This window comes from Bacillus sp. FSL R5-0434 (genome assembly GCF_038004745.1).
GTDB lineage: Bacteria > Bacillota > Bacilli > Bacillales > Bacillaceae > Bacillus > Bacillus halotolerans.
The window spans coordinates 3,408,186-3,431,235 of record NZ_JBBORV010000001.1 but is presented as its reverse complement, the minus strand read 5'-3'; the positions used below and the strand labels follow the sequence as shown (position 1 = coordinate 3,431,235).

Annotated in this window: 20 protein-coding genes and 1 other annotated feature; of the genes, 17 read left to right on the top strand and 3 right to left on the bottom strand. The window is 45.4% G+C overall.

Annotation, left to right across the window (positions count from 1 at the left end):
• Window positions 1–110: 110 nt before the first annotated feature.
• The 7 genes from lutR (at window position 111) to NYE43_RS17890 (ending at window position 8,997) form a co-directional block, all read left to right on the top strand.
• Window positions 111–833 (top strand): L-lactate utilization/bacilysin biosynthesis transcriptional regulator LutR, encoded by a 723-nt coding sequence (lutR, locus tag NYE43_RS17920; protein WP_024122919.1) that lies wholly within the window; start codon window positions 111–113, stop codon window positions 831–833.
• A gap of 172 nt (window positions 834–1,005) precedes the next feature.
• Window positions 1,006–1,998, top strand: a complete 993-nt coding sequence (locus NYE43_RS17915; protein ID WP_326231276.1) for a LacI family DNA-binding transcriptional regulator — start codon at window positions 1,006–1,008, stop codon at window positions 1,996–1,998.
• Between the two features lie 149 nt (window positions 1,999–2,147).
• On the top strand, window positions 2,148–3,413 hold the full coding sequence (locus NYE43_RS17910) for a sugar ABC transporter substrate-binding protein (protein ID WP_341062279.1): 1,266 nt from the start codon (window positions 2,148–2,150) through the stop codon (window positions 3,411–3,413).
• Window positions 3,414–3,452: 39 nt separating this feature from the next.
• Window positions 3,453–4,709 carry an arabinogalactan oligomer ABC transporter permease GanP gene (gene ganP / locus NYE43_RS17905; RefSeq protein ID WP_341062277.1) on the top strand — a complete coding sequence of 419 codons (1,257 nt, stop codon included), beginning with the start codon at window positions 3,453–3,455 and terminating at the stop codon, window positions 4,707–4,709.
• A 3-nt stretch (window positions 4,710–4,712) separates the two neighbouring features.
• Complete coding sequence (gene ganQ, locus NYE43_RS17900) at window positions 4,713–5,564, top strand: arabinogalactan oligomer ABC transporter permease GanQ (protein WP_341062276.1); 852 nt, start codon at window positions 4,713–4,715, stop codon at window positions 5,562–5,564.
• A gap of 18 nt (window positions 5,565–5,582) precedes the next feature.
• A complete protein-coding gene (locus NYE43_RS17895; protein WP_341062744.1) occupies window positions 5,583–7,646 on the top strand; it encodes a beta-galactosidase in 2,064 nt (687 codons plus the stop codon).
• Between the two features lie 64 nt (window positions 7,647–7,710).
• Window positions 7,711–8,997 carry an arabinogalactan endo-1,4-beta-galactosidase gene (locus NYE43_RS17890; protein WP_341062274.1) on the top strand — a complete coding sequence of 429 codons (1,287 nt, stop codon included), beginning with the start codon at window positions 7,711–7,713 and terminating at the stop codon, window positions 8,995–8,997.
• A 49-nt stretch (window positions 8,998–9,046) separates the two neighbouring features.
• On the opposite strand, the gene NYE43_RS17885 is transcribed toward NYE43_RS17890, so the two are convergent.
• A complete protein-coding gene (locus NYE43_RS17885; RefSeq protein ID WP_103671298.1) occupies window positions 9,047–10,246 on the bottom strand; it encodes a PP2C family protein-serine/threonine phosphatase in 1,200 nt (399 codons plus the stop codon).
• A 29-nt stretch (window positions 10,247–10,275) separates the two neighbouring features.
• Window positions 10,276–11,088 (bottom strand): alpha/beta fold hydrolase, encoded by an 813-nt coding sequence (locus NYE43_RS17880; protein ID WP_095712984.1) that lies wholly within the window; start codon window positions 11,086–11,088, stop codon window positions 10,276–10,278.
• A gap of 306 nt (window positions 11,089–11,394) precedes the next feature.
• On the opposite strand from NYE43_RS17880, the gene NYE43_RS17875 reads away from it, so the two are divergent.
• From NYE43_RS17875 to NYE43_RS17835, 9 genes are all read left to right on the top strand, one after another.
• The gene (locus tag NYE43_RS17875) at window positions 11,395–12,297 is read left to right on the top strand and encodes an ABC transporter ATP-binding protein (RefSeq protein WP_095712985.1); all 903 of its coding nucleotides are present in this window, start codon (window positions 11,395–11,397) and stop codon (window positions 12,295–12,297) included.
• A gap of 1 nt (window position 12,298) precedes the next feature.
• A complete protein-coding gene (locus tag NYE43_RS17870; RefSeq protein ID WP_341062270.1) occupies window positions 12,299–13,036 on the top strand; it encodes an ABC transporter permease in 738 nt (245 codons plus the stop codon).
• Window positions 13,037–13,039: 3 nt separating this feature from the next.
• Window positions 13,040–14,155 (top strand): sensor histidine kinase, encoded by a 1,116-nt coding sequence (locus NYE43_RS17865; protein WP_198098032.1) that lies wholly within the window; start codon window positions 13,040–13,042, stop codon window positions 14,153–14,155.
• Between the two features lie 16 nt (window positions 14,156–14,171).
• Window positions 14,172–14,774: a two-component system response regulator YvfU gene (gene yvfU, locus NYE43_RS17860; RefSeq protein ID WP_024122907.1), complete on the top strand. Its 603-nt coding sequence runs from the start codon at window positions 14,172–14,174 to the stop codon at window positions 14,772–14,774.
• Between the two features lie 436 nt (window positions 14,775–15,210).
• Complete coding sequence (gene lutA / locus NYE43_RS17855) at window positions 15,211–15,927, top strand: lactate utilization iron-sulfur protein LutA (protein ID WP_024122905.1); 717 nt, start codon at window positions 15,211–15,213, stop codon at window positions 15,925–15,927.
• 27 nt (window positions 15,928–15,954) lie between these two features.
• On the top strand, window positions 15,955–17,394 hold the full coding sequence (lutB, locus tag NYE43_RS17850; RefSeq protein WP_024122904.1) for a lactate utilization iron-sulfur protein LutB: 1,440 nt from the start codon (window positions 15,955–15,957) through the stop codon (window positions 17,392–17,394).
• Window positions 17,394–18,116, top strand: coding sequence for a lactate utilization protein LutC (gene lutC, locus NYE43_RS17845; RefSeq protein WP_024122903.1), 723 nt, complete (start codon window positions 17,394–17,396; stop codon window positions 18,114–18,116). The genes lutB and lutC overlap by 1 nt, the downstream gene beginning before the upstream one ends.
• Before the next feature lie 106 nt (window positions 18,117–18,222).
• Entirely contained in the window at window positions 18,223–19,257 is a 1,035-nt protein-coding gene (locus tag NYE43_RS17840) for a glycosyl hydrolase family 18 protein (protein ID WP_341062266.1), read from the top strand.
• 97 nt (window positions 19,258–19,354) lie between these two features.
• Window positions 19,355–19,593: a binding site (T-box leader), on the top strand.
• Window positions 19,594–19,662: 69 nt separating this feature from the next.
• A complete protein-coding gene (locus tag NYE43_RS17835; protein ID WP_024122901.1) occupies window positions 19,663–21,006 on the top strand; it encodes an amino acid permease in 1,344 nt (447 codons plus the stop codon).
• 42 nt (window positions 21,007–21,048) lie between these two features.
• Here the strand turns inward: NYE43_RS17835 and NYE43_RS17830 are convergent, their stop codons facing one another.
• Window positions 21,049–21,966: a DMT family transporter gene (locus NYE43_RS17830; RefSeq protein WP_024122900.1), complete on the bottom strand. Its 918-nt coding sequence runs from the start codon at window positions 21,964–21,966 to the stop codon at window positions 21,049–21,051.
• Between the two features lie 99 nt (window positions 21,967–22,065).
• On the opposite strand from NYE43_RS17830, the gene NYE43_RS17825 reads away from it, so the two are divergent.
• Window positions 22,066–22,938 carry a LysR family transcriptional regulator gene (locus NYE43_RS17825; protein WP_024122899.1) on the top strand — a complete coding sequence of 291 codons (873 nt, stop codon included), beginning with the start codon at window positions 22,066–22,068 and terminating at the stop codon, window positions 22,936–22,938.
• The last annotated feature ends 112 nt before the right edge of the window (window positions 22,939–23,050 follow it).

Sequence of the window (23,050 nt, the reverse complement as noted above, 5' to 3'; positions counted from 1 at the left end):
ATCAAAGTACAAGACTTTTTGACGAAATTGTCTAAATCTTTTGGCGGCGCCCAAAAGGGAGTATAATAGATCGTAAACAGCCAGACCTACAAGTTGCGGGGTGAATTGCATTGAAATATAAACAGATTAAAACAAAGAAGATATATGAAGAAGTAGCGGATGCATTATTAGATATGATCAAAACCGGCCAATTGAAGCCGGGGGATAAATTAGACTCCGTGCAGGCGCTTTCTGAAAGCTTTCAAGTCAGCCGTTCAGCGGTGCGCGAAGCGCTTTCCGCATTAAAAGCGATGGGGCTTGTCGAAATGAAACAGGGAGAAGGCACCTATCTGAAGGAGTTTGAACCTGATCAAATTTCTCAGCCTCTGTCAGCCGCCCTTTTAATGAAAAAAGAAGATGTCAAACAGCTGCTCGAGGTCAGAAAGCTGCTTGAAATCGGCGTGGCTTCATTAGCTGCCGAAAAACGGACAGAAGAGAATCTCCAAAGCATTCATGCGGCGTTAAAGGAAATGGGGGAGATTGAAGCAGACGGGGAGCTAGGTGAAAAAGCAGACTTCGCCTTTCATTTGGCACTCGCTGACGCTTCACAAAACGATCTGCTCAAACATCTGATGAATCACGTATCATCATTGCTGCTGGAAACGATGAGAGAAACGCGGAAAATCTGGCTGTTTTCCAAGAAGACCTCGGTACAGCGGCTTTACGAGGAGCATGAACGGATTTATAATGCCGTGGCTGCCCAAGACGGAGCACAGGCGGAAGAAGCGATGCTGGCACACTTGACGAATGTGGAAGATGTCCTTTCGGGATATTTTGAGGAAAACGTGCAATAACCGACTCATTTCCCGGGCAATTCTGCCGGTGCATACACACAACCAAGACTGAGCTGTAATGGTTCAGTCTTATTTACATTGTGCGGCTGACACAGCTTGACATTTACGAAAAAGAAAGTAAAATATTTTACTAAAACGAACACTGGCATGTTTGAAAATGGAGGCAGATATAATGGCGACAATTAAAGATATCGCACAAGCCGCGGGATTTTCGATTTCAACCGTTTCCCGTGTTTTAAATAACGATGAGAGCCTTTCTGTACCGGACGAGACGCGTGAAAAGATATATGAAGCCGCGGAGAAACTTAATTATCGCAAGAAAACTGTAAGGCCTCTGGTGAAACACATTGCTTTTTTATATTGGCTGACAGATCAAGAGGAGCTGGAAGATGTCTATTTCAAAACAATGAGATTAGAAGTAGAGAAATTGGCGAAAACCTTCAATGTCGACATGACGATCTATAAAATAACGGACGGTATTGAATGCATTCCAGCTCATACAGAAGGTTTTATTGCCGTGGGCACCTTTTCTGATAAAGAATTAGCGTTTCTCAGAAATCTGACGGAGAACGGTGTTTTTATTGACTCTTCCCCTGATCCCGACCATTTTGATTCGGTAAGGCCGGACTTAGCGCAAATGACGAAGAGAACGGTAAACATCCTAGTTGAAAAAGGGCATAAGAATATCGGATTTATTGGCGGCACGTACAAAAATCCGAACACGAATCAAGATGAAATGGATATTCGTGAAAAAACGTTCCGATCCTATATGCAGGAAAAAGGGATGCTGGACGAGCGCTATATTTTATGCCACCGCGGCTTCTCCGTCGAAAATGGCTACCGCCTGATGACTAAAGCGATTGAAGCATTGGGTGATCAGCTTCCGACCGCCTTTTTTATCGCGGCAGACCCGATTGCGGTCGGCTGTCTGCAGGCCCTGAATGAAAAAGGAATCGCGATACCAAACAGAGTGAGCGTCGTGAGCATCAATAACATCAGCTTTGCCAAGTACGTCTCTCCGCCGCTGACGACCTTTCATATTGATATCAAGGAACTATGTAAAAACGCTGTGGAATTATTGCTTGAGCAAGTGCTGGAAAAGCGGAAAACGGTTAAAACGTTATATATGGGAGCTGAATTAATCGTCAGAAAGAGCATGAATTAAATCGTTTCAAAATGGCTTAGTATTCTAAGTCATTTTTTTGTTTGGTAAAAAAATTTACTTATAAGAGTGAATAGTTTGTTTACACATTTTCTTAGTCATGCTATATTATTTTTAAAGCGCTTTCATCTAATACGGAAGGGTGACAATTGATGAAAATGATAAAAAAGTACGCCGGTGTCATGCTCTGCGCGGCTGTCAGTTTATCTTTAGCCGCCTGCGGACCGCAGGAAAGCAGCAGCGAAAAAACAAGTTCAAAGGGCTCAGAGCTTGTCGTGTGGGAGGATAAAGAAAAAAGCATCGGCATTAAAGACGCTGTTGCCGAATTTGAAAAAGAACATGATGTAAAGGTCAAAGTTGTTGAAAAACCTTATGCCCAGCAGATTGAAGATTTGCGTATGGACGGCCCGGCCGGCACAGGGCCTGACGTGTTAACAATGCCCGGTGACCAGATCGGAACGGCTGTCACAGAGGGATTAATCAAAGAATTAAACGTTGAAAAGGATGTTCAATCGCTCTACACAGACGCATCCATTCAATCTCAAATGATTGATCAGAAGATTTATGGCCTGCCTAAAGCCGTCGAAACAACAGTGCTTTTTTATAACAAAGATCTCATCTCAGAGGACGAATTGCCGCAAACGCTGGAAGAGTGGTACGACTACTCTAAAAAAACGGCTGATGGCAGCAAATTTGGATTTTTAGCCTTATTTGATCAAATTTATTACGCGCAAAGTGTCATGGGCGGGTACGGCGGATATATCTTTGGAAAGGATAAGGATGGAAACGATGATCCGTCTGATCTTGGAATCAATAATGAAGGCGCTGTCAAAGGTGCTGAGCTGATTCAGAAGTTTTATCAAGACGGCTTATTCCCGGCTGGCATTGTCGGAGAGCAGGGAATAAATGTACTCGAGTCGCTGTTTACAGAAGGAAAGGCTGCCGCGATTATCTCAGGCCCGTGGAATGTAGAAGCCTTTTCAAAAGCGGGAATTGATTATGGCATCACCAAGCTTCCGAAGCTGGAAAACGGCAAAAACATGAGCTCCTTTATCGGCGTCAAAAGCTACAATGTCAGCGCATTTTCAAAACATGCAGAGCTGGCGCAAGAGTTAGCCGTTTTTCTGACAAATGAAACGAATTCCAAAAAACGATATGAACAAACGAAAGAAGTTCCGGCCGTTCAATCATTAGCAAGTGACACGGCTATTATGAAAAGCGAAGCGGCACGGGCGGTCACCGAACAATCCCGATTCTCAGAGCAGACGCCGAATATACCTGAAATGAATGAAATATGGACCCCGGCTGATTCAGCATTACAAACGATTGCAACAGGAAAAGCGGACCCGAAAAAAGCCTTAGATCAGGCTGCCGAAACAGCCAAAGGGCAGATGAAGGCAAAGCATAGCGGAACATAAAGAGAAAAGTAGATTTGTATTGTAAGAGAGGTGAAAACGGTGCAGCATCGTAAAGTCGCTTTGTTATTGTCAATCATTCCGGGCCTTGGTCAATTCTACAACAAACAATGGATTAAAGGCCTCCTGTTTCTCCTCTTGGGCGCATCGTTTTTTGCGGTATTTGGAGATTTGCTGAATATGGGGCTTTGGGGAATCTTTACGCTGGGAACAGAGGTGCCGCGGGATAACTCGGTGTTTCTGCTGGCGGAAGGCATTATCGCTGTCATTGTGACATGCTTTGGACTTGCGGTATATTATGTGAATTTGCGAGACGCTTATCAAAGCGGAAAACGCCGTGATGAAAAGAGGCCCTTGAGCTCTCTCAAGGAACAATATCAAAATATCGTCGCTCAGGGCTATCCATATGTCGTCAGCGGACCATCTCTGTTTATTTTAGTTTTCGCGGTGATTTTTCCCATCTTATTCAGCTTTGCCTTAGCTTTTACAAACTATGATTTATATCATTCTCCTCCTGCTAAATTAGTAGATTGGGTTGGTTTTCAAACCTTCACTGATATTTTTACTGTCGATATTTGGCGCTCGACCTTTTTTGATGTGCTGGCTTGGACGGTGGTGTGGACACTTTGTGCTTCCACTCTGCAAGTCAGTCTGGGGATATGTCTGGCGATCATTGTGAATCAGAAAGACATCCGGTTTAAACGGTTTTTCCGGACTATTTTGATTTTGCCATGGGCTGTTCCCGGATTTGTCACGATTTTAATTTTTGCAGGTTTGTTTAACGATAGTTTCGGCGCAATGAATCATGACATCTTGGCTTTCTTTGGCATTGATCCGCTTCCGTGGATGACAGATGCGAATTGGTCGAGGCTGGCGCTGATCCTCATGCAAGGCTGGCTTGGTTTTCCGTATATCTTCCTTGTTTCAACGGGTGTTTTGCAATCGATTCCTGAAGATCTTTATGAAGCGGCGACAATTGATGGTGCTTCCATCTTCTCAAAGCTGAGATACATCACGCTCCCGATGGTGTTCATTGCGATGGCTCCGATTATCATTACGCAGTTCACATTTAATTTTAATAACTTCAATATTATTTATCTTTTCAATGGAGGCGGTCCGGCTGTTGCGGGATCAACAGCCGGCGGAACAGATATCCTCGTATCGTGGATTTATAAATTGACGATGCAGTCCAGCCAATATTCCCTTGCGGCTGCTTTAACCATTTTATTGTCTGTGTTTGTGATCGCCATTGCATTGTGGCAATTCAGACAGACGAAGTCTTTTAAAGAGGAGGGCTGAGACATGCTGGCAGATATGAAGGTCAGAAAATTTATGCGGCTCCTTTTCTCTTACTTGTTTTTAGCCTGCATGGCGGTCATCATTGTGTATCCTCTCCTTTGGACGGCAGGCGCCAGCTTTAATCCCGGCAACAGTTTAATCAGTACATCCCTCATTCCGAAGAATCCGACATTTGACCACTACAAAGAATTATTTGCGGGAAAAGAAAGCCTTCAATATGTGCAGTGGTATATCAATTCGATAAAAATCAGCCTGTTTACGATGGCTGGCTCACTGATCTGTGTGACGTTTACGGCTTATGCGTTTTCCCGCTTTCGGTTTAAAGGGAGGAAATACGCATTAACGCTCTTTTTATTGCTGCAAATGATTCCTCAGTTTTCTGCATTGATCGCCTTGTTTGTGCTGGCTCAAATGTTAGGAATGGTCAACAGCCATTGGCTGCTGATCCTGCTTTATATCGGCGGCCTGATCCCGATGAATACGTACTTGATGAAAGGATATATGGATTCCATTCCGATTGATTTAGACGAAAGCGCAAAGATTGACGGGGCAAGCAGCACGAGGATCTTTTTGCAGATCATCCTGCCTTTGTCAAAACCGATGGCGGCAGTGGTTGCGATGAATGGATTTACCGGCCCGCTCGGAGATTTTGTTTTGTCATCAACGATATTGAGAACACCTGAATCATATACATTGCCCGTAGGCTTATTCAATTTAGTCAATGATGTCATGGGAGCAAGCTATACGACATTTGCGGCGGGTGCCTTGCTCATCAGCATTCCGGTTGCCGTCATCTTTATCATGCTGCAAAAGAATTTTGTGTCCGGATTAACCGCAGGCGGAACGAAAGGATAAGAGAATAAGGGGGAGAAAATCATGTCAAAGCTTGAAAAAAAGCACGTTACAAAAGCGAAATTTATGCTCCACGGAGGAGACTACAACCCTGATCAATGGCTGGATCGGCCGGATATTTTAGCCGACGATATAAAGCTGATGAAGCTTTCCCATACCAATACGTTTTCTGTCGGCATTTTTGCATGGAGTGCGCTTGAGCCGGAGGAAGGTGTATATCAATTTGAATGGCTTGATGATGTTTTTGACCGTATCCACAGTATCGGCGGCCGTGTCATTTTAGCAACGCCGAGCGGAGCGCGTCCTGCCTGGCTGTCGCAAACCTACCCTGAAGTGCTGCGGGTCAATGCCTCCAGAGTGAAACAGCTGCACGGCGGACGGCATAACCACTGCCTGACGTCCAAGGTCTATCGTGAAAAAACGCGGCACATCAACCGTTTATTAGCAGAAAGATACCGCGGACATCCATCGCTTTTCATGTGGCATATTTCCAACGAATATGGAGGAGAATGCCACTGTGACCTATGCCAGAACGCTTTCAGAGAGTGGCTGAGAATGAAATATGACAATAGTCTCAAGGTATTGAATAACGCGTGGTGGACGCCGTTTTGGAGCCATACATTTAATGACTGGTCACAAATTGAAAGCCCTTCCCCGATTGGAGAAAATGGCTTGCACGGCCTGAACTTAGACTGGCGCCGGTTTGTCACGGATCAAACCATTTCCTTTTATGAAAATGAAATCGTACCGCTGAAAGAGCTGACGCCGGACATTCCGATAACAACGAATTTTATGGGTGATACACCAGATTTAATTCCTTATCAGGGTCTCGACTACAGCAAATTTGCAAAGCATGTGGATGTTATCAGCTGGGACGCTTATCCTGTGTGGCACAATGATTGGGAAAGCACAGCAGATTTGGCGATGAAGGTCGGCTTTATCAATGATCTGTACAGAAGCCTGAAGCAGCAGCCCTTTCTATTAATGGAGTGTACGCCTAGCGCTGTCAATTGGCATAACGTAAACAAAGCAAAACGCCCGGGCATGAACCTGCTTTCATCTATGCAAATGATTGCCCACGGATCAGACAGCGTCCTCTATTTCCAATTTCGAAAATCACGAGGATCATCGGAAAAACTGCATGGGGCGATTGTGGATCATGACAACAGCACAAAGAACCGCGTCTTTCAAGAAGTGGCAAAAGTCGGGGAGACATTGGAACAGCTGTCTGAAGTCGTTGGAACGAAGAGACCGTCTGAAGCTGCTATTTTGTATGATTGGGAAAATAATTGGGCGCTTGAGGACGCTCAGGGATTTGCAAAAGCGACAAAGCGTTATCCGCAAACACTGCAGCAGCATTACCGCACATTCTGGGAACAGGATATCCCGGTCGACGTCATTACAAAAGAACAAGATTTTTCAGCGTATAAGCTGCTGATCGTCCCCATGCTGTATGTAATCAGTGAAGAAACCATTTCGCGATTAAAGAAGTTTACGGCTAACGGCGGAACCTTGGTGATGACCTATATCAGCGGAATCGTCAACGAGCATGACTTAACGTACACAGGCGGCTGGCACCCAGACTTGCAAACGATATTTGGAATTGAGCCGCTCGAAACAGATACGCTGTATCCGAAAGACCGAAATGCCGTCAGCTACCGCAATCAAACGTATGAAATGAAAGATTATGCAACGGTGATCGAATTGAAAGCCGCAACGGCAGAGGGTGTGTATCAGGATGACTTTTATGCGCATACTCCTGCGGTTACAAGCCATCAATATGAACAAGGAAAAGCGTATTTTATCGGCGCGCGTTTAGAGGATCAATTTCACCGGGATTTTTATCAAAGTTTGATAAAAGAACTGTCTTTGTCTCCGGTTTTTCCGGTTAAGCATGGTAAAGGCGTCTCCGTACAGGCGAGACAGGATCAGCACAATGACTATATCTTCATCATGAATTTTACGGAACAACAGCAGCTGGTTTCGTTTGATGAGCGTGTGAAGGATATCGTTACTGGTGAAATGCTTTCAGGAGACCTGATCTTGGAAAAATATGAAGTGAGAATTGTCGTGAACTCACATTGAGGTGTGCCTCCGCTCTATATGGGCAGGGTCTTTTTTGAAATCGCTTACGTGAGAGGGTGGAAATATGAAAAGCAGAATCATCGTGCTGTTAGCCGCTGTCATCGTCTGGAGCGGGATCGGAAGTTCGACGGGATATGCCGCCGCAGAGGGGGAGAAATATGTGTCAGAGCTTCAGGCAAATGACCTTTTTGTTAAAAAGGTAGCGGGCATGAACAAGGACTTTATCAAAGGAGTTGACGTGTCGAGCATTATTGCTTTAGAAAACAGCGGTGTAACCTTTTACAATGCAAGCGGAAAACGTCAGGACATCTTTACAACCTTAAAGCAAGCAGGTGTCAACTATGTCCGCGTCCGCATTTGGAATGACCCGTATAACGCTTATGGCAATGGTTATGGGGGAGGCAATAATGATGTTCAAAAAGCCATCCAAATCGGAAAAAGAGCAACCGCGAACGGGATGAAGCTGCTGGCAGATTTTCATTATTCCGATTTCTGGGCAGATCCTGCAAAACAGAAGGTGCCAAAGGCTTGGGCGAACTTAAGCTTCGAAGCTAAGAAAGCGAAGCTCTATGGATTTACAAAACAAAGTCTGCAAGCCATGGTCAAGGAAGGCATTGATATCGGTATGGTACAGGTCGGAAACGAAACAACAGGAGCATTTGCCGGGGAAACGGATTGGAAGAAGATGAGTCAATTATTCAATGAAGGAAGCCGGGCAGTCAGGGAAACAAATCGTGACATATTGATCGCGCTGCATTTCACCAACCCAGAAACGTCGGGACGATATTCATATATTGCTGAAACCCTCAACAAAAATAAAGTCGATTATGATGTATTTGCCAGCTCGTATTATCCATTCTGGCACGGTACGTTACACAATTTGTCCTCCGTACTGAAAGCTGTTGCGGATACGTACGGCAAAAAAGTCATGGTGGCGGAAACGTCATACACCTATACGGCTGAAGACGGAGACGGACATGAAAACACAGCGCCTAAAAGCGGTCAGACGCTGCCATACCCGATTTCAGTGCAAGGCCAGGCAAATGCCGTAAGAGATGTGATGGACGCAGTGGCAAAGACAGGAACAGCCGGATTGGGCGTTTTTTATTGGGAGCCTGCGTGGATTCCGGTCGGCCCGAAGACGCAATTGGAGAAAAATAAAACGATATGGGAAACATATGGTTCCGGATGGGCCTCCAGCTATGCAGCCGAATACGATCCTGAAGACGCAGGTAAGTGGTATGGAGGAAGTGCAGTGGATAATCAAGCTTTGTTTGATTTCAACGGACATCCGCTGCCGTCCTTACAGGTATTCAAATACGCGGAAACAGGCCATATCCCGAAAAAATAATGAAAATCCATGAGGTGTAACAACGCATTGTTATCTCTCATGGATTCTTTTATTTTACATCTACTAAAATAAAACACTCATCATCGTTCTTGGGCTCAGCTTGAAGAGATGAGAGGATTTTGTTTTTCAGCTCAGCTATAGGCAAATCAGGATGATTCTTTATTAAACGGTGTAAATAACATGATGCCGTCGGGTCCATCACACCGTCTGTATACAGAAGCAGCCTTCCGCCGCGTGTATAGTGAAGGCTGCTTGACTGAAACACCGCTTCTTCAAACATCCCAATCGGCGGTGCGGTTGCGTCCAGCGTTGATTGGGTTCCCTCGGCATCCTGCCATAATGCGGGCGGATGGCCCGCGTTGACATAATCAATTCTTTGCCGGCCTGTATCAATGATGAGGCAAATGGCGGTACAGTAATGCCTTGCTTCCTCGTCGTTTTGAAACAAACTGTGAAGATGGTAGTCTAGTTCCTTCATGACTTTGTCGGGACTGATCCCTTGTGTCATTAATCGCTGGAATAAAGGGTGGAGGGACATCGTAACTAATGCAGAAGAAATGCCGTGTCCCATCACATCAAGGAGGATCAAGCCGTAGCGGTGCTCATCGATTTGATAAAATCCATATAAGTCGCCTGATAAGTCACTGGATGCTTTATAATACGAATCAATCTGAATTTGATCATTCAAGATCGGTTCGGTCAATGAATTTTCTTGAATCTTCCTGGCGAGTTCAAGCTCTCTTTTTGTATTCGATCTGAATTGCTGATTTTGCTTATTGATCGCAAGAAGCTCTTCTTGTTTCACCTTCAGCGTCTGCAAAGCAATTTCCAGCTCCGCATTTGCTTTCTGTTTGGCGAGCAGTGCTTCCTCAGCCGCGTTTCTGGCAATCAGCAGCTCATTTTCATATTCGTTTCGCTTCCGCATCGGAATGACAACGCATTCTGTTACAGCGGCTTCCTGATCCGCTCTCCGAACTGCGTTTACAAGGACGGGGACTTCTTCCCCATTGTTTGTTTCCAGGGAGATGTACATTTCTTCAATGTGTTGTTCAAGCTGCAAAAGCGGAACAAAATAAAGCTGATAAAAAAGCTTTGCAGGAACGGTTAAAAGAGCATTGATATGCTGACCGATCACCTGTTCCGATTCGTAATCAAGAATCTTAAGCAAGGTGTGATTGACAGCAAAAATTGTACCCTCTTCAGATAAAGTAAGGAAACCGCATGGTGCATAATTCAATTGTTGATCCATTCAGAGGGTCACCTCTATCCCTTTCGTTCCTAAATCACGTATGCGTTCAAATAATCGCTGATCAGCTGTATCGTCTCTTCGGGATGGCTCATATGCGGGCAGTGCCCGTTGGCTTTCATCTGTATGAGTGTGCTGTAAGGGAGATGCTTTTGCATATACTCACCTACTAATGACGGTGCAATGACATCATTCGAACATTGCAGGATAAGCGAAGGCACGGTCACCTTTGGCAGATCTTTTCGATGATCTGAAAAAAACGCCGCCTTCGCGAATTGCCGTGCGATGATAGGATCAGTAGAACAAAAACGGCTTTCCAGCTCTTCCTTAATTTCTGGCCGATCCGGCTGATTCACTACGGTCGCCGCAAAAACGGTTGCCCAGCCTATGTAGTTTTTCTCCATCATATCTATTAACCCAAGGAGCTGCTCTTCCTCAAAACCTCCGTAATATTCAGGCGGATCATTTAAATAGCAAGGAGAAGGCCCCACCATAATCAGTTGTGAAAAAAGCTCGGGACGTCGTAATGATGCAAGCATGCCAATCACAGCCCCCACAGAATGCCCCACAAAAACGGCTTTTGACAGATCTAACGCTTCACAAACATCCAGAACATCCTGGGCATAGCCGTCAAGTGTGCGGTAACGAACCATATCATATGCGTGCAAATCAGAATTTCCCGCACCTACGTAATCAAATAGAATCAGCTGGTATTCGTCTTCAAAGGCAGGAACTACGGCATCCCACACACTTTGATCACACCCGAATCCAGGTGCAAATACAATTGGTGTTGTGCCGTTCCCCCTCACCTTCACATGATTCCTAGTCAAAATAGCTTGATCCATAGTCGGCTCCTTTCAGCTAAAACGACATGAAGATTAATATGTATATCATACCACTTCAAGGCGTGAATTGCGGGCTTTCTATGAAAGTAAATAGGCGTCTTGCAGAAAGAGGACATGCGGCATGGAGAGCTGGATTGATTGGAAGATGTAGCGGAAGGATTGCCTAGGGCCGGATATAATATAAAGCGGTAATATCATCTGAATGACACAAATGACATTTGTCATCTCAAATCATGACATCCCTTACTAAAATCATCTGATCCGGTATTTTACAATCAATGTAAGCAATCAGGAGGTGCTCATAAAATGAATGAGGTTGTGTCAGTAAGAAATGTCACAAAACATTTTCAGCAAAAAACAGCAGTGAAGAACATTCATTTCAGCATAGGAAAAGGAGAAATCGTGGCCATCCTTGGCCCGAATGGCGCAGGGAAGACAACAGCGATCTCTATGATGCTGGGATTGCTGAAGCCAAGTGAGGGTGAAATCAAATTATTTAACCGTCAGCCTGATGAAAAACAGGTGCGTGAAAAAATCGGTACCATGCTGCAGGAAGTAAGTGTCATGCCGGGATTAAAGGTCTGCGAAACCCTCGAGCTTATCCGCAGTTATTATCCCCATCCATTATCCATGAAAGAGCTTGTCTCGCTGACAGCACTCACAAAAGAAGATTTGAAAACACCGGCAGAGAAATTATCCGGCGGACAAAAACGCCGTCTGAGCTTTGCTTTGGCACTTGCCGGCAATCCGGAGTTACTTGTATTTGATGAACCGACTGTCGGAATGGACACGACATCAAGACACCAGTTTTGGAAGACAGTGAACAGCTTGGCGGATCAAGGAAAGACCATTATTTTTTCAACTCATTATTTACAGGAAGCAGATGATGCCGCGCAGCGCATTTTGTTTTTTGCTGAAGGACGGCTTGCCGCAGACGAAACGCCGAAGCAAATCAGAGCAAGGATTCAGAAGCAGTCTGTTTCCTTTAAGGTTTCATCGGATGAATCATTGGAAAAGCTCTATCGGCATCCGGAAGTAGAACGAGTGACTCAAAAGCATCAGCGAGTCAGCATTCAAACGTCAAATACCGATAAAGTGTTAGGGCTCATCTTTCAAGAAAACATCAATGCACATGATATTCGAATCGAACAAGGAACGCTCGATGAGGCATTTCGACAGCTTGCTGACGGGAACAGGGAGGCGATGTGAAATGAACATGCTGCGGAAACAGTGCATAGCTGAAATGAAAAGGGTGCTCAGGAATAAATACTTTGTGTTTTGGTCGCTTGTTATGCCGATTGCCTTTTACTATCTCTTTACAAACGTAGTGAATACCAATGTTCCTGACAAGGATGCCTGGAATGCCCATTATTTAATGTCAATGACCACTTTCAGCGTAATGGGTTCGTCTATGATGACGCTTGGAATCCGTTTGGTACAAGAACGGGCACAAGGCTGGTCAGTTTTTATCCGCATCACGCCTCTGCCGGATTATATTTATTTGGCGGCTCAGATGATCGGGCAAAGTGTCATTCATCTTTTATCTATTACTGTCATCTTTCTTGCCGGCGCCATCATAAACGGCATTGACTTGTCACCGTTTGAATGGGTCATGAGCGGGCTTTGGATTTTAATTGGGGCATTTCCGTTTTTAGCGTTAGGGACATTAATCGGTCTCATGAGAAAAGTAGAAACGGCAGCCGGGGTCAGTAATGTGCTTTACATGCTGCTGGCGATAAGCGGGGGCATGTGGATGCCGATCGAGGTCATGCCGGACATATTGAAAAACATAGGTCAATGGCTCCCGTCTTATCATTTTGGGAGCGGAGCGTGGGCTCTTGTTCAAGGCGAGCTTCCAACCTGGAAAAATATTCTGATGTTAATCGCTTATTTAGTGATCTTCATGCTACTATTTAAGTATATAAGAAGAAAACAAGAAGCGGTGTAATACATGAAACTCATAAATTCCATATTTCCAAAGCATTTCGGTTTTTTCCCTTATATCTTTTTGGTGTATACCATTATGCCGTTTCTTTCTTTATTGAGAGAATCAGGCAGCAAACAAGTGCTGGGATATGGCATGCTGCTCCTATTTGTTGTGACATATCGTCAATTGTTCGTCAGTGCGGACAGACCTTCATTTACGTATTGGTTATGCGCGCAAATGGCCATTATTTTTATTTATAGTTTGTTTTATCATATCAGCTATATTTATTTAGGCTTTTTCCCGGCAAACTTTGTGGGCTATTACCGTGAGAAAACGAAGTTCAACCGTGCTTTCTTTGGGCTTGTCTTCATGCTGATATTTCCTTGCCTGTATCATTTTCTGGCGGATTCTGCTTCGATCAGGGAGCTGTTTTCTGTTCTTCCGTTTCTGGTCATTATGCTGATTTCTCCCTTCGGAATTCGTTCCATGTTTCGAAGAATAGAGCTTGAAAAAAAGCTTGACCAAGCCAACGAACATATAAAGGAACTCACCAAAAGGGAGGAACGTGTTCGGATAGCCCGCGATCTTCATGATACACTCGGCCATACCCTCTCGCTCCTCACGTTAAAAAGCCAGCTGATTCAGCGGCTGGCGGCAGCCGATGCAGAACGGACCAAGCTTGAAGCGAAAGAAATGGAAACAAGCTCGCGTGCGGCACTCAAACAAGTTCGTGAGCTTGTAGCGGATATGAGAACGGTCACCATGACGGAGGAGCTAGCCAACATTCGGCACATTTTAAGAGCGGGTAATATTACCTTTCAATACGAAGGGGCCGAAGATTTTACAGACATATCTCCCGTCACTCAAAATATTGTCAGTATGTGTATGCGGGAGGCAGTGACAAATATCATCAAGCACAGCAAAGCGACCCATTGTGCAGTCACCATTTCTCAATATGCCGACAAAATGACCGTTCTCATAAGGGATGACGGAACAGGAGCGGTGAAGGAGAAGATGTTTGGGAATGGATTGCGGGGAATGGAAGAGCGGCTGATGTTTATTGACGGAGAGATGACTCTTTCAGACCATAACGGAACGGTGTTGACACTGACGATTCCGCTCATTAGAAAAGCAGAATGATAGGAGGACGAAATAGATGATTCGTCTGTTTATTGCTGAGGATCAGCGAATGCTTTTAGGCGCTCTGGGATCCTTGCTTGACCTGGAAGAGGATATGAAGGTCATCGGACAAGCGTTAAATGGAGAAGAGGCGCTGAAAGCCATTCTCAGGCTGGAGCCGGATGTCTGCATCATGGACATTGAAATGCCGGTTCACAGCGGGCTGGAGGTTGCAGAGGAGCTAATGAAAAAAGGCTGTAAAAGCAAGGTCATTATTCTGACAACCTTTGCCCGCCCAGGATATTTTGAACGCGCCGTCAAAGCCGGCGTACACGGATATCTTTTGAAGGATGGGGAAATTGACGATCTGGCAGATGCCATACGAAAGTGTGTAAAGGGAAAACGGATGTTCAGCCCGGAATTAACCTTCAACATGATTCGTGATGAAAATCCGCTGACTGTAAGAGAACAAGAAATACTGCGGCTGGCTGCTTTAGGCAAGACAACAAAAGACATCACACTTGAACTCTATTTATCTCAAGGCACAGTCCGAAACTATATTTCAGAAATCATCCAAAAACTGAATGCGAAAAATCGGACAGAAGCGGCTAGTATTGCTGAGGAGAAAGGATGGATTTAATGAGGAACCTGGTTAATCATACATAACCAGGTTCCTTTTTATTTACATGGTTATTTTCGGTTATCTATTTGTCCGTCCGCAAAGCTGGTACTATACACCAGGGTTATGGGATATGTCAGGTTCAGCGTTCATCGGTGCTTTTTTGTTTGAAACCCTTTTGCGCTAATGAGAGGAGGCGCGGGTTGGATCGTCCTTCTCAGTGCTCTTTCGTTCCTTTATCTCTTTGTGAAAACATATAAGAAATACGCAGGAACATTAAAAAGCAATATCAGCCCTTTTGAACGCTCTGTCCTATGTACAGGCGTTTTTTTATTGCTGAAATCATTAGAAAATGCTTTCAATTTTGTGTCCAAATAGTGTACGATATTGGTAAAAGCTTTAACTTCAGGTCATCAGATGACCAGATCATATATTGGGGATGAGAGAGGGGTTCATCATGAAAGTCTCACTTTTTGTCACTTGTCTTGTTGATATGTTTCAAACAAACGTAGGAAAAGCAACGGTAGAGCTGCTTGAGCGGCTCGGATGTGAGGTTGATTTTCCGGAGGGGCAGATCTGCTGCGGGCAGCCGGCTTACAACAGCGGTTACGTCAATGACGCCAAAAAAGCAATGAAACGAATGATTGAAACGTTTCAGGAGTCAGATTATGTCGTCAGTCCATCCGGTTCCTGCACCACAATGTTCAGGGAGTATCCGCACCTGTTTAAAGATGATCCGAAATGGGCGGATAAAGCGCAGAAGCTGGCGGATAAAACGTATGAATTAACAGATTTTATCGTCAACGTTCTTGGGGTAGAGGATGTCGGCGCGACCCTTCATAAAAAAGCGACCTTACATACGTCATGCCATATGACGAGGCTGCTTGGCGTATCTGAGGAGCCGATGAAACTGCTGAGCCATGTGAAGGGGCTTGAATTCACGTCACTTCCGGGGAAACACAACTGCTGCGGATTCGGAGGAACGTTCTCTGTTAAAATGGCGCAGATTTCTGAGCAGATGGTTGATGAGAAAGTCGCATGTGTGGAGGAAACGGGAGCAGAGGTGCTCATCGGCGCTGACTGCGGCTGTTTGATGAATATCGGGGGACGGCTCGGCCGAAAAGACAAGAATGTCAAAGTGATGCACATCGCCGAAGTGCTCAACAGCAGATAACACTGGATACAGAGGGGGAAAAGGATCATGGCGATGAAAATCGGTACTGACGCTTTTAAAAAGCGGGTATCACAGGGGATCGATAATGAATTTATGAGAGGCGCTGTTTCGGGTGCGCAGGAGCGTCTGCGGACGAGACGGCTGGAAGCAGCCGAAGAGCTGGGAAACTGGGAAGAATGGCGTTCGTTATCTGAGGAGATCAGACAGCATGTCCTTGAAAATCTTGATTTTTATTTGGAGCAGCTTGCATCCAATGTATCAAGCAGAGGAGGACACGTTTATTTTGCTGAGACAGCTGAAGAAGCATCCTCTTATATCCGCAGCGTGATTCAAAAGAAAAACGGCAAAAAAATCGTAAAGTCTAAATCTATGGTGACAGAAGAAATCAATCTGAATGAAGTGCTGGAGAAGGAAGGCTGCGAAGTCGTCGAAACTGACCTCGGCGAATATATTTTGCAGATTGATGATCACGACCCGCCGTCACATATTGTGGCACCGGCTCTTCATAAAAATAAAGAGCAGATTCGCGATGTGTTTAAAGAAAGACTGGACTATAAACACACAGAAAAACCGGAAGAGCTCGTTATGCATGCGCGCGGCATCCTCCGGAAAAAATTCCTGGAAGCCGATATCGGCATTACCGGCTGCAACTTTGCCATTGCCGACACGGGTTCAGTCAGCCTTGTAACCAATGAAGGAAACGGGCGGCTTGTCACGACATTGCCGAAAACACAAATCACTGTCATGGGAATGGAGCGCATTGTCCCGTCATTTTCCGAATTTGAAGTGCTTGTCGGCATGCTGACAAGAAGTGCTGTCGGACAGCGGCTGACGAGTTATATCACGGCCTTAACCGGCCCCAAACTGGAAGACGAAATCGACGGCCCGGAGGAATTCCATCTTGTCATTGTTGACAATGGCCGGTCCAACATTCTCGGCACCGAATTTCAGTCTGTGCTGCAATGTATCCGCTGTGCTGCCTGTATCAATGTCTGCCCTGTGTACCGCCATGTCGGCGGACACTCATACGGCTCGATCTATTCGGGGCCGATCGGGGCCGTTTTATCGCCGCTGCTCGGCGGTTATGACGATTATAAGGAGCTGCCGTACGCGTCTACACTGTGCGCGGCTTGTTCAGAAGCCTGCCCGGTCAAAATCCCGCTTCATGAGCTGCTTCTCAAGCATCGTCAGAACATCGTCGAAAAAGAAGGCAGAGCGCCGATCAGTGAAAAGCTTGCGATGAAAGCATTCGGTCTTGGGTCTTCCTCTTTGTCGCTTTATAAAATGGGCTCAAAATGGGCGCCGGCCGCCATGACGCCTTTTACAGAGGATGACAAAATTTCGAAAGGGCCCGGCCCGCTAAAAGGCTGGACGCAAATCCGCGACTTCCCGGCACCGCATAAATCAAGATTCAGAGACTGGTTTACAGACAGAGAAACAAGTGAACGCACGAAGGAGGAGCAGTGATGACGAAGGGAACCATTCAGAATCAAGAGAGCTTTTTAAACCGGATCGCGTCACGCCTTGGCCGAGACAGAAGAACGGGTGGCGTGGCCGTCCCTGAGTGGGCGCATCAGCCGCAATATAAAACATTTGAAGGGTATTCGGCCGATGACTTAGTCACGGTGCTCAAAAACCATTGTGTCAAAATCCATACTGAGCTGATTGAGACGGATTCAATCGGTTTGTACGATGCCTTGCGCGAACAAGTCAGCCGGTTTTCCGGAGGGCCTGTCATCATTCCGAAGGACCCCCGGTTTGAGGCTTACGGTTTAAATAGCCTGCTCACCAAAGACTGGCCTGGTGAAGGAACGCAAGTCTGGGAATGGGATGCTGACCAAGGTGAAGAAAATATCAAAAAAGCGGAGCAAGCGAATGTGGGGATTACATTCAGTGAAATCACACTGGCCGAGTCGGGTACGGTTGTCCTTTATTCTTCAAAAGAAATCGGCCGCTCTGTCAGTCTTCTGCCGACAACCTATATTGCCATTGTGCCGAAATCAAGCATAGTGCCGAGAATGACACAAGCCAGTGATATCATCCGGCAAAATATCGCTGACGGTATCACGGTTCCCTCATGCATTAACTACATTACAGGACCGAGCAACTCCGCCGACATCGAAATGGATTTGGTGGTCGGTGTTCACGGTCCGGTTAAAGCGGCTTATATTCTCGTATCTGACCGCTGATCTAAAAAAGCCCGGCAACTTATGCCGGGCTTTCTGCTTGAAAAAACTTCATTTTCCAAAAATTTGGCCGATGAGAAGAATATGACGTCAAAAAGGAGGGAACGAAATGAAAAAGTGGCTGATCATAGCTGTTTCACTAGCGATTGCGATCGTTCTGTTTATGTATACAAAAACAGAAGCAAAGGCGGCCGGTATGACATTAGGCTATACAACTGGGAATACGGCATCATACAATTCTCTTACGAAATACCATAAATATATCAGCTCCATTGCCACTGATACGTTTGCGTTTGATAAAAACGGACGTGTGATTGGCGATGTCCCGAGCAAGCAGCTTACATACGCGAAAAAAAATAAAATCAAAACGTGGGCCGTCATTTCCAATTATAATGACGCTATTTATGATTTTGACGGAAACTTAGCGAATCGGGTCATGACTGACAAAACAGCGAGAAAACGATTCACAGACCAGCTCATTTCTTTGGCAAAAAAGCACCACTATTACGGAGTCAATATTGACTTTGAGGCAGTTAATCCGAAAGACCGTTCTGCATACTCAAGCTTCATTCAATATGTCTCACAAGCTTTGAAAAAGAAACATATCAAAACAATGGTTTCCGTTCCGGCCAAAAGCGCCGATAATAAAAACGATGACTGGAGCTGGCCGTATGATTATGCGAAAATCGGGAAATATGCCGACTATGTGCAAGTCATGACTTACGACGAACACGGCATTTGGGGCGAACCGGGCTCAGTGGCAAGCACAAGCTGGATCAAGCGCTCGCTGCAGTTTTCTGTCAAAAAAATAAAAGCAAACAAAGTGATCATGGGGGTCCCTGCGTACGGCTATGATTGGGATCTGAAAGACGGAAGCAGCAGCTCAGCGAAGGAATGGAATGACATCAAGTCCCTCATTAAGAAGCAGAAAGCAAAGCCGGCATTCAATAAAAAAACAGGTTCTATGACGTTTTCTTACACTGACAAAAAGAAACATAAACATGTCGTTTGGTATGAAAATGAAAAAACAATCGAAACAAAAAGCCGTCTGGCGAAACAATATAAAATAGCCGGTGTCTCTGTCTATGCTTTAGGACACGAATCGGAATCCTTCTGGAAGGCCATTCAGAAAGGGACAAAATAACAATTTCTTTTTTCTCGCAAGTTATTGACAGAGAAAAGAGAAGCACGTATATTATGTTAATATATTCAGATCATAAAATTTAAGTTTTTCAGAAAACTAAAACACATAGATTGGGAGCAGTAAAAGAAAGGTATCAGAACAGAGAGCTGCGGGATGGTGCGACGCAGCCTGATTCTTCTTTGAACTCGCCCGGGAGTGGTAGGACGAAACGGAATAGATTGAATATTCCCCATGTTTTAACGGCTAACCTTCGTTACAGGGTCAAAAAGCTGGATTCTTCTAGGAAGGATCAACAAGAGTGGTACCGCGGTCAGCCGAAGGCTCGTCGTCTCTTTATCTATTCGTATAGATAAGAGACGGCGGGCTTTTTTTGTTTTTGAAGACGAGAAGGAGAGGAATAAGAGGATGAAAAAGGACAATCAGACGTTAAAACGCACGATGACGTCCCGCCATATTATGATGATGGCGCTGGGCGGTGCAATCGGAGCAGGTTTATTTAAAGGAAGCAGTTCGGCAATCGATGTGGCAGGGCCATCGGTCATTATCGCATACCTGCTCGGCGGCATTATTTTGCTGTTTATAATGCAGGGGCTCGCAGAAATGGCTGTGCGCAACCGAAACGCGAGAACCTTCCGTGATCTTGTGCAGCAGGTGTTAGGAAATTACGCTGCATATTTCTTGGACTGGATCTACTGGAAAATGTGGGTGCTTAACATTGCGGCTGAGGCTGTTGTAGCTGCGATCTTTATTCAATATTGGCTGCCGGGCTGCCCGATCTGGGTGCTGGCATTAGCAATTTCTCTTGTTGTTACGATTGTGAACTTGCTTTCTGTAAAAATCTTTGCCGAAACTGAGTATTGGCTGGCTATGATCAAGATTACCGTTATTGTTATCTTTATTTTATTAGGATTGCTGCTCTTATTTGTATCATTCGGTGATCATACAGCTGCCGGGTTTTCGAATCTGACAGAGCACGGCGGATTTTTCCCGCACGGAGGCACCGGGCTGATCACAGCCATGCTTGTCGTCATCTATTCCTATGGCGGTACAGAAATTATCGGTGTGACGCTGGCTGAGACAAAAAATCCGGAACAGGTTGTCCCGAAAGCAGTCCGCAGCACATTAACACGGATTGTCGCATTCTACCTGCTTCCGTTTTTCATCATTGTCAGTCTGATCCCGTGGAATCAAGTGAATTCAGTTCCTGAAAGTCCTTTTGTGATGGTCTTTAAAATGGTAGGCATTCCGGGGGCGGACCATATCATGAATGCAGTCATCCTGCTTGCCATCATTTCCTCTATGAATTCAGGTTTATACGGATCGTCCCGCATTTTGTATACACAGGCAACTGACGGAAGACTGCCGCGGATCTTTTCTAAGCTTTCATCGAAAAACGTCCCGATGTTTGCGATTCTGATGTGCACTTCTTCTCTATATATTGGCGTATTGATTTCTCTGTTCGCAGGAAGCCAAACGTTTAATTACTTAATGGGTTCATTGGGATATACCGTTTTATTCATTTGGCTGATCATCGGATTCGCCCATTTGAAATCGAGAAAAGAGCAAACTGAAACACCTGCTTATTATGTCAAATGGTTCCCGTACACGACATGGTTTGCGGTTCTGGCATTACTCGCCATTCTGATCGGGGTCATCATGACAACGTCAATTGTCATTACGCTCATCACTGCGGCGATCTACCTTTTGATTACAGTTGCATATTTGGTCAAAGGACGCAAGTATCAGTAAATAAGAAAAACCCTCTTGCCACATCCGGCAAGAGGGTTTTTTTTATTGTGCGGCCTTCTCCTTTACACCAATCGACGCGGTTTTCTGTGCTTTGGATTTCGAATTCACGAGGCAGATGCTCGTGACAATCAGCAGCAGACCCGCCAAGAGGCTTAAGGTGAGCGGTTCATGCAGGAAAATGGAGCTGGCCACGATTGATATGAGCGGGATCAAAAAAGTATATGATGCGACCTTGCTTGCTTCTCCTGAACCGACAAGGGTAAAAAAGACAAGCCAGCCGAGCGCGATGACGAATACAGAGATGAACAGCAGGCTCGTGATAAAAGGAGCTGTCCATTGGATCGCGGAAAAGCTTTCTGTCCCAAAGCCGGATATCAACAGAAACACGCTTCCGATCGTCAGCTGCAAGGCGACCATCCAAATGGAATCGACGCGGCTCCCTGTTTTTTTCATATATACCGTCCCGAACGCCCAGCTGATTGCGGAACCGAGAGCGAGCAGAACCCCAATGACAGAAATATGCCCGCCAAAGCCCGCGGCACTAATGACCGCTACACCCGCAAAACCGAGGATCAGCCCGATCACTTTCATCGCAAACATCGATTCGCCAAGCCACAGCCAAGAAAACACACCCATCAGCACCGGCTGAAAGAAGACGATAGCGGAAAACAAGCCTGCTGGAAGATAATTCAGCCCGATCGTTTGCAGACCATAGAATAATGTAATATTTAAAATCGCAGAAACAAGATAAATCGGCCATGTTTCTTTTAAGCGCAATTTATGAATGCGCGGCAGTGCGACAATGACTAATAAAAGTCCGCCGATCAGCGTCCGGATGCCCGCGAACAACAATGGCGGCGAATAGGCGAGCGCTGCTTTCGACAGCGGCCAATTGACGCCCCACATGATGACGAGAAAGGCGAGCAGGAGCGCTGTCCGCGTTTTTGAGAGCTGGTTCACTTTTTGATCACTCCTTGTAGAACTTTTCCATCATATGATACGGTAGAATATAAGATAAATAAAATGAATCTTTTTTATAAGGAGCATAAGTAAATTGTTATGACCATTACACAATTAAGGGTTTTCGTAAAAATAGCTGAAACGGGAAGTTTTACAAAAGCGGGGCAGGCGCTGAACATGACGCAGCCGGCTGTCAGCCATGCGATTTCTGCCATTGAAGCAGAGCTTGATGTGAAGCTGATCATCCGTGACCGCCGCAATGGCCTGATGCTGACCGAGACAGGAAAAAAGGTTTTAGTCCACATCAGGGAAGTTTTAAAAGGTGTTGAAAAAGTTGAACAAGTCGCGGCCGCGGAAAAAGGCTTCGAATTGGGAACGATCCATATTGGCACATTCTCAACTGCCTCGGCTTATTTTATGCCGAAGCTGATCAGTGAGTTTAAACAAAAATATCCGAAACTGGAGCTCGTACTGCATGAGGGAACCGTAAATGAAGTTAAGGAGTGGCTTCACACGCGGATGATAGATGTCGGCATTCTTCTGTATCCAACAGAGGAGATGGAGTACATTCATCTGAAAAAAGATAAAATGGCCGTCGTGCTCAGAGATGATCATCCGCTTTGCAGCCGTTCAGCCATTACGCTGAAAGATCTCGATCATGAACCGATAATCGTCTGTGACGGCGGCTATGAATCACCTTTTCGCGATATGTTCAGGCAGGCGGGCGCTACGCTGAACGCCGCTTTTACAGTCTATAACATGAACACCTCGATCAATATGATCAGAGAAGGCTTGGGGCTGGCGATTTTATCAGAAATGTCCATGTCGGGCATGCCGCTGCCGGAGCATGTGGTGACGCGGGATCTCGATCCGCAGGTGTATCGGGATGTGCAGCTTGCCGTTCCTTCATTACATGAGGCTTCTTTGGCGGCTAAGCTTTTCATTGAGATGGCACAGGAACTGTTTGCGTAAAAATCAAAATGAAGAAACGTAATTTTTATTGTTCGAATCTCATCGAATCAAATTCTTTTAATCCTAAACGCAGTTGTGTTATGGTGTGATAGAAGTCCTTTCGATAAAGACA

Excerpts from the sequence above, each read along its gene's own strand:
- NYE43_RS17885 (WP_103671298.1), bottom strand. The coding sequence starts at position 10,246 with ATGGATCAACAATTGAATTATGCACCATGCGGTTTCCTTACTTTATCT.
- NYE43_RS17880 (WP_095712984.1), bottom strand. The coding sequence starts at position 11,088 with ATGGATCAAGCTATTTTGACTAGGAATCATGTGAAGGTGAGGGGGAAC.
- NYE43_RS17870 (WP_341062270.1), top strand. The coding sequence starts at position 12,299 with ATGAACATGCTGCGGAAACAGTGCATAGCTGAAATGAAAAGGGTGCTC.
- ganQ (WP_341062276.1), top strand. The coding sequence starts at position 4,713 with ATGCTGGCAGATATGAAGGTCAGAAAATTTATGCGGCTCCTTTTCTCT.
- lutA (WP_024122905.1), top strand. The coding sequence starts at position 15,211 with ATGAAAGTCTCACTTTTTGTCACTTGTCTTGTTGATATGTTTCAAACA.
- NYE43_RS17910 (WP_341062279.1), top strand. The coding sequence starts at position 2,148 with ATGAAAATGATAAAAAAGTACGCCGGTGTCATGCTCTGCGCGGCTGTC.
- NYE43_RS17915 (WP_326231276.1), top strand. The coding sequence starts at position 1,006 with ATGGCGACAATTAAAGATATCGCACAAGCCGCGGGATTTTCGATTTCA.
- NYE43_RS17835 (WP_024122901.1), top strand. The coding sequence starts at position 19,663 with ATGAAAAAGGACAATCAGACGTTAAAACGCACGATGACGTCCCGCCAT.
- NYE43_RS17875 (WP_095712985.1), top strand. The coding sequence starts at position 11,395 with ATGAATGAGGTTGTGTCAGTAAGAAATGTCACAAAACATTTTCAGCAA.
- NYE43_RS17865 (WP_198098032.1), top strand. The coding sequence starts at position 13,040 with ATGAAACTCATAAATTCCATATTTCCAAAGCATTTCGGTTTTTTCCCT.
- NYE43_RS17825 (WP_024122899.1), top strand. The coding sequence starts at position 22,066 with ATGACCATTACACAATTAAGGGTTTTCGTAAAAATAGCTGAAACGGGA.
- NYE43_RS17840 (WP_341062266.1), top strand. The coding sequence starts at position 18,223 with ATGAAAAAGTGGCTGATCATAGCTGTTTCACTAGCGATTGCGATCGTT.
- yvfU (WP_024122907.1), top strand. The coding sequence starts at position 14,172 with ATGATTCGTCTGTTTATTGCTGAGGATCAGCGAATGCTTTTAGGCGCT.
- NYE43_RS17890 (WP_341062274.1), top strand. The coding sequence starts at position 7,711 with ATGAAAAGCAGAATCATCGTGCTGTTAGCCGCTGTCATCGTCTGGAGC.
- lutB (WP_024122904.1), top strand. The coding sequence starts at position 15,955 with ATGGCGATGAAAATCGGTACTGACGCTTTTAAAAAGCGGGTATCACAG.
- lutC (WP_024122903.1), top strand. The coding sequence starts at position 17,394 with ATGACGAAGGGAACCATTCAGAATCAAGAGAGCTTTTTAAACCGGATC.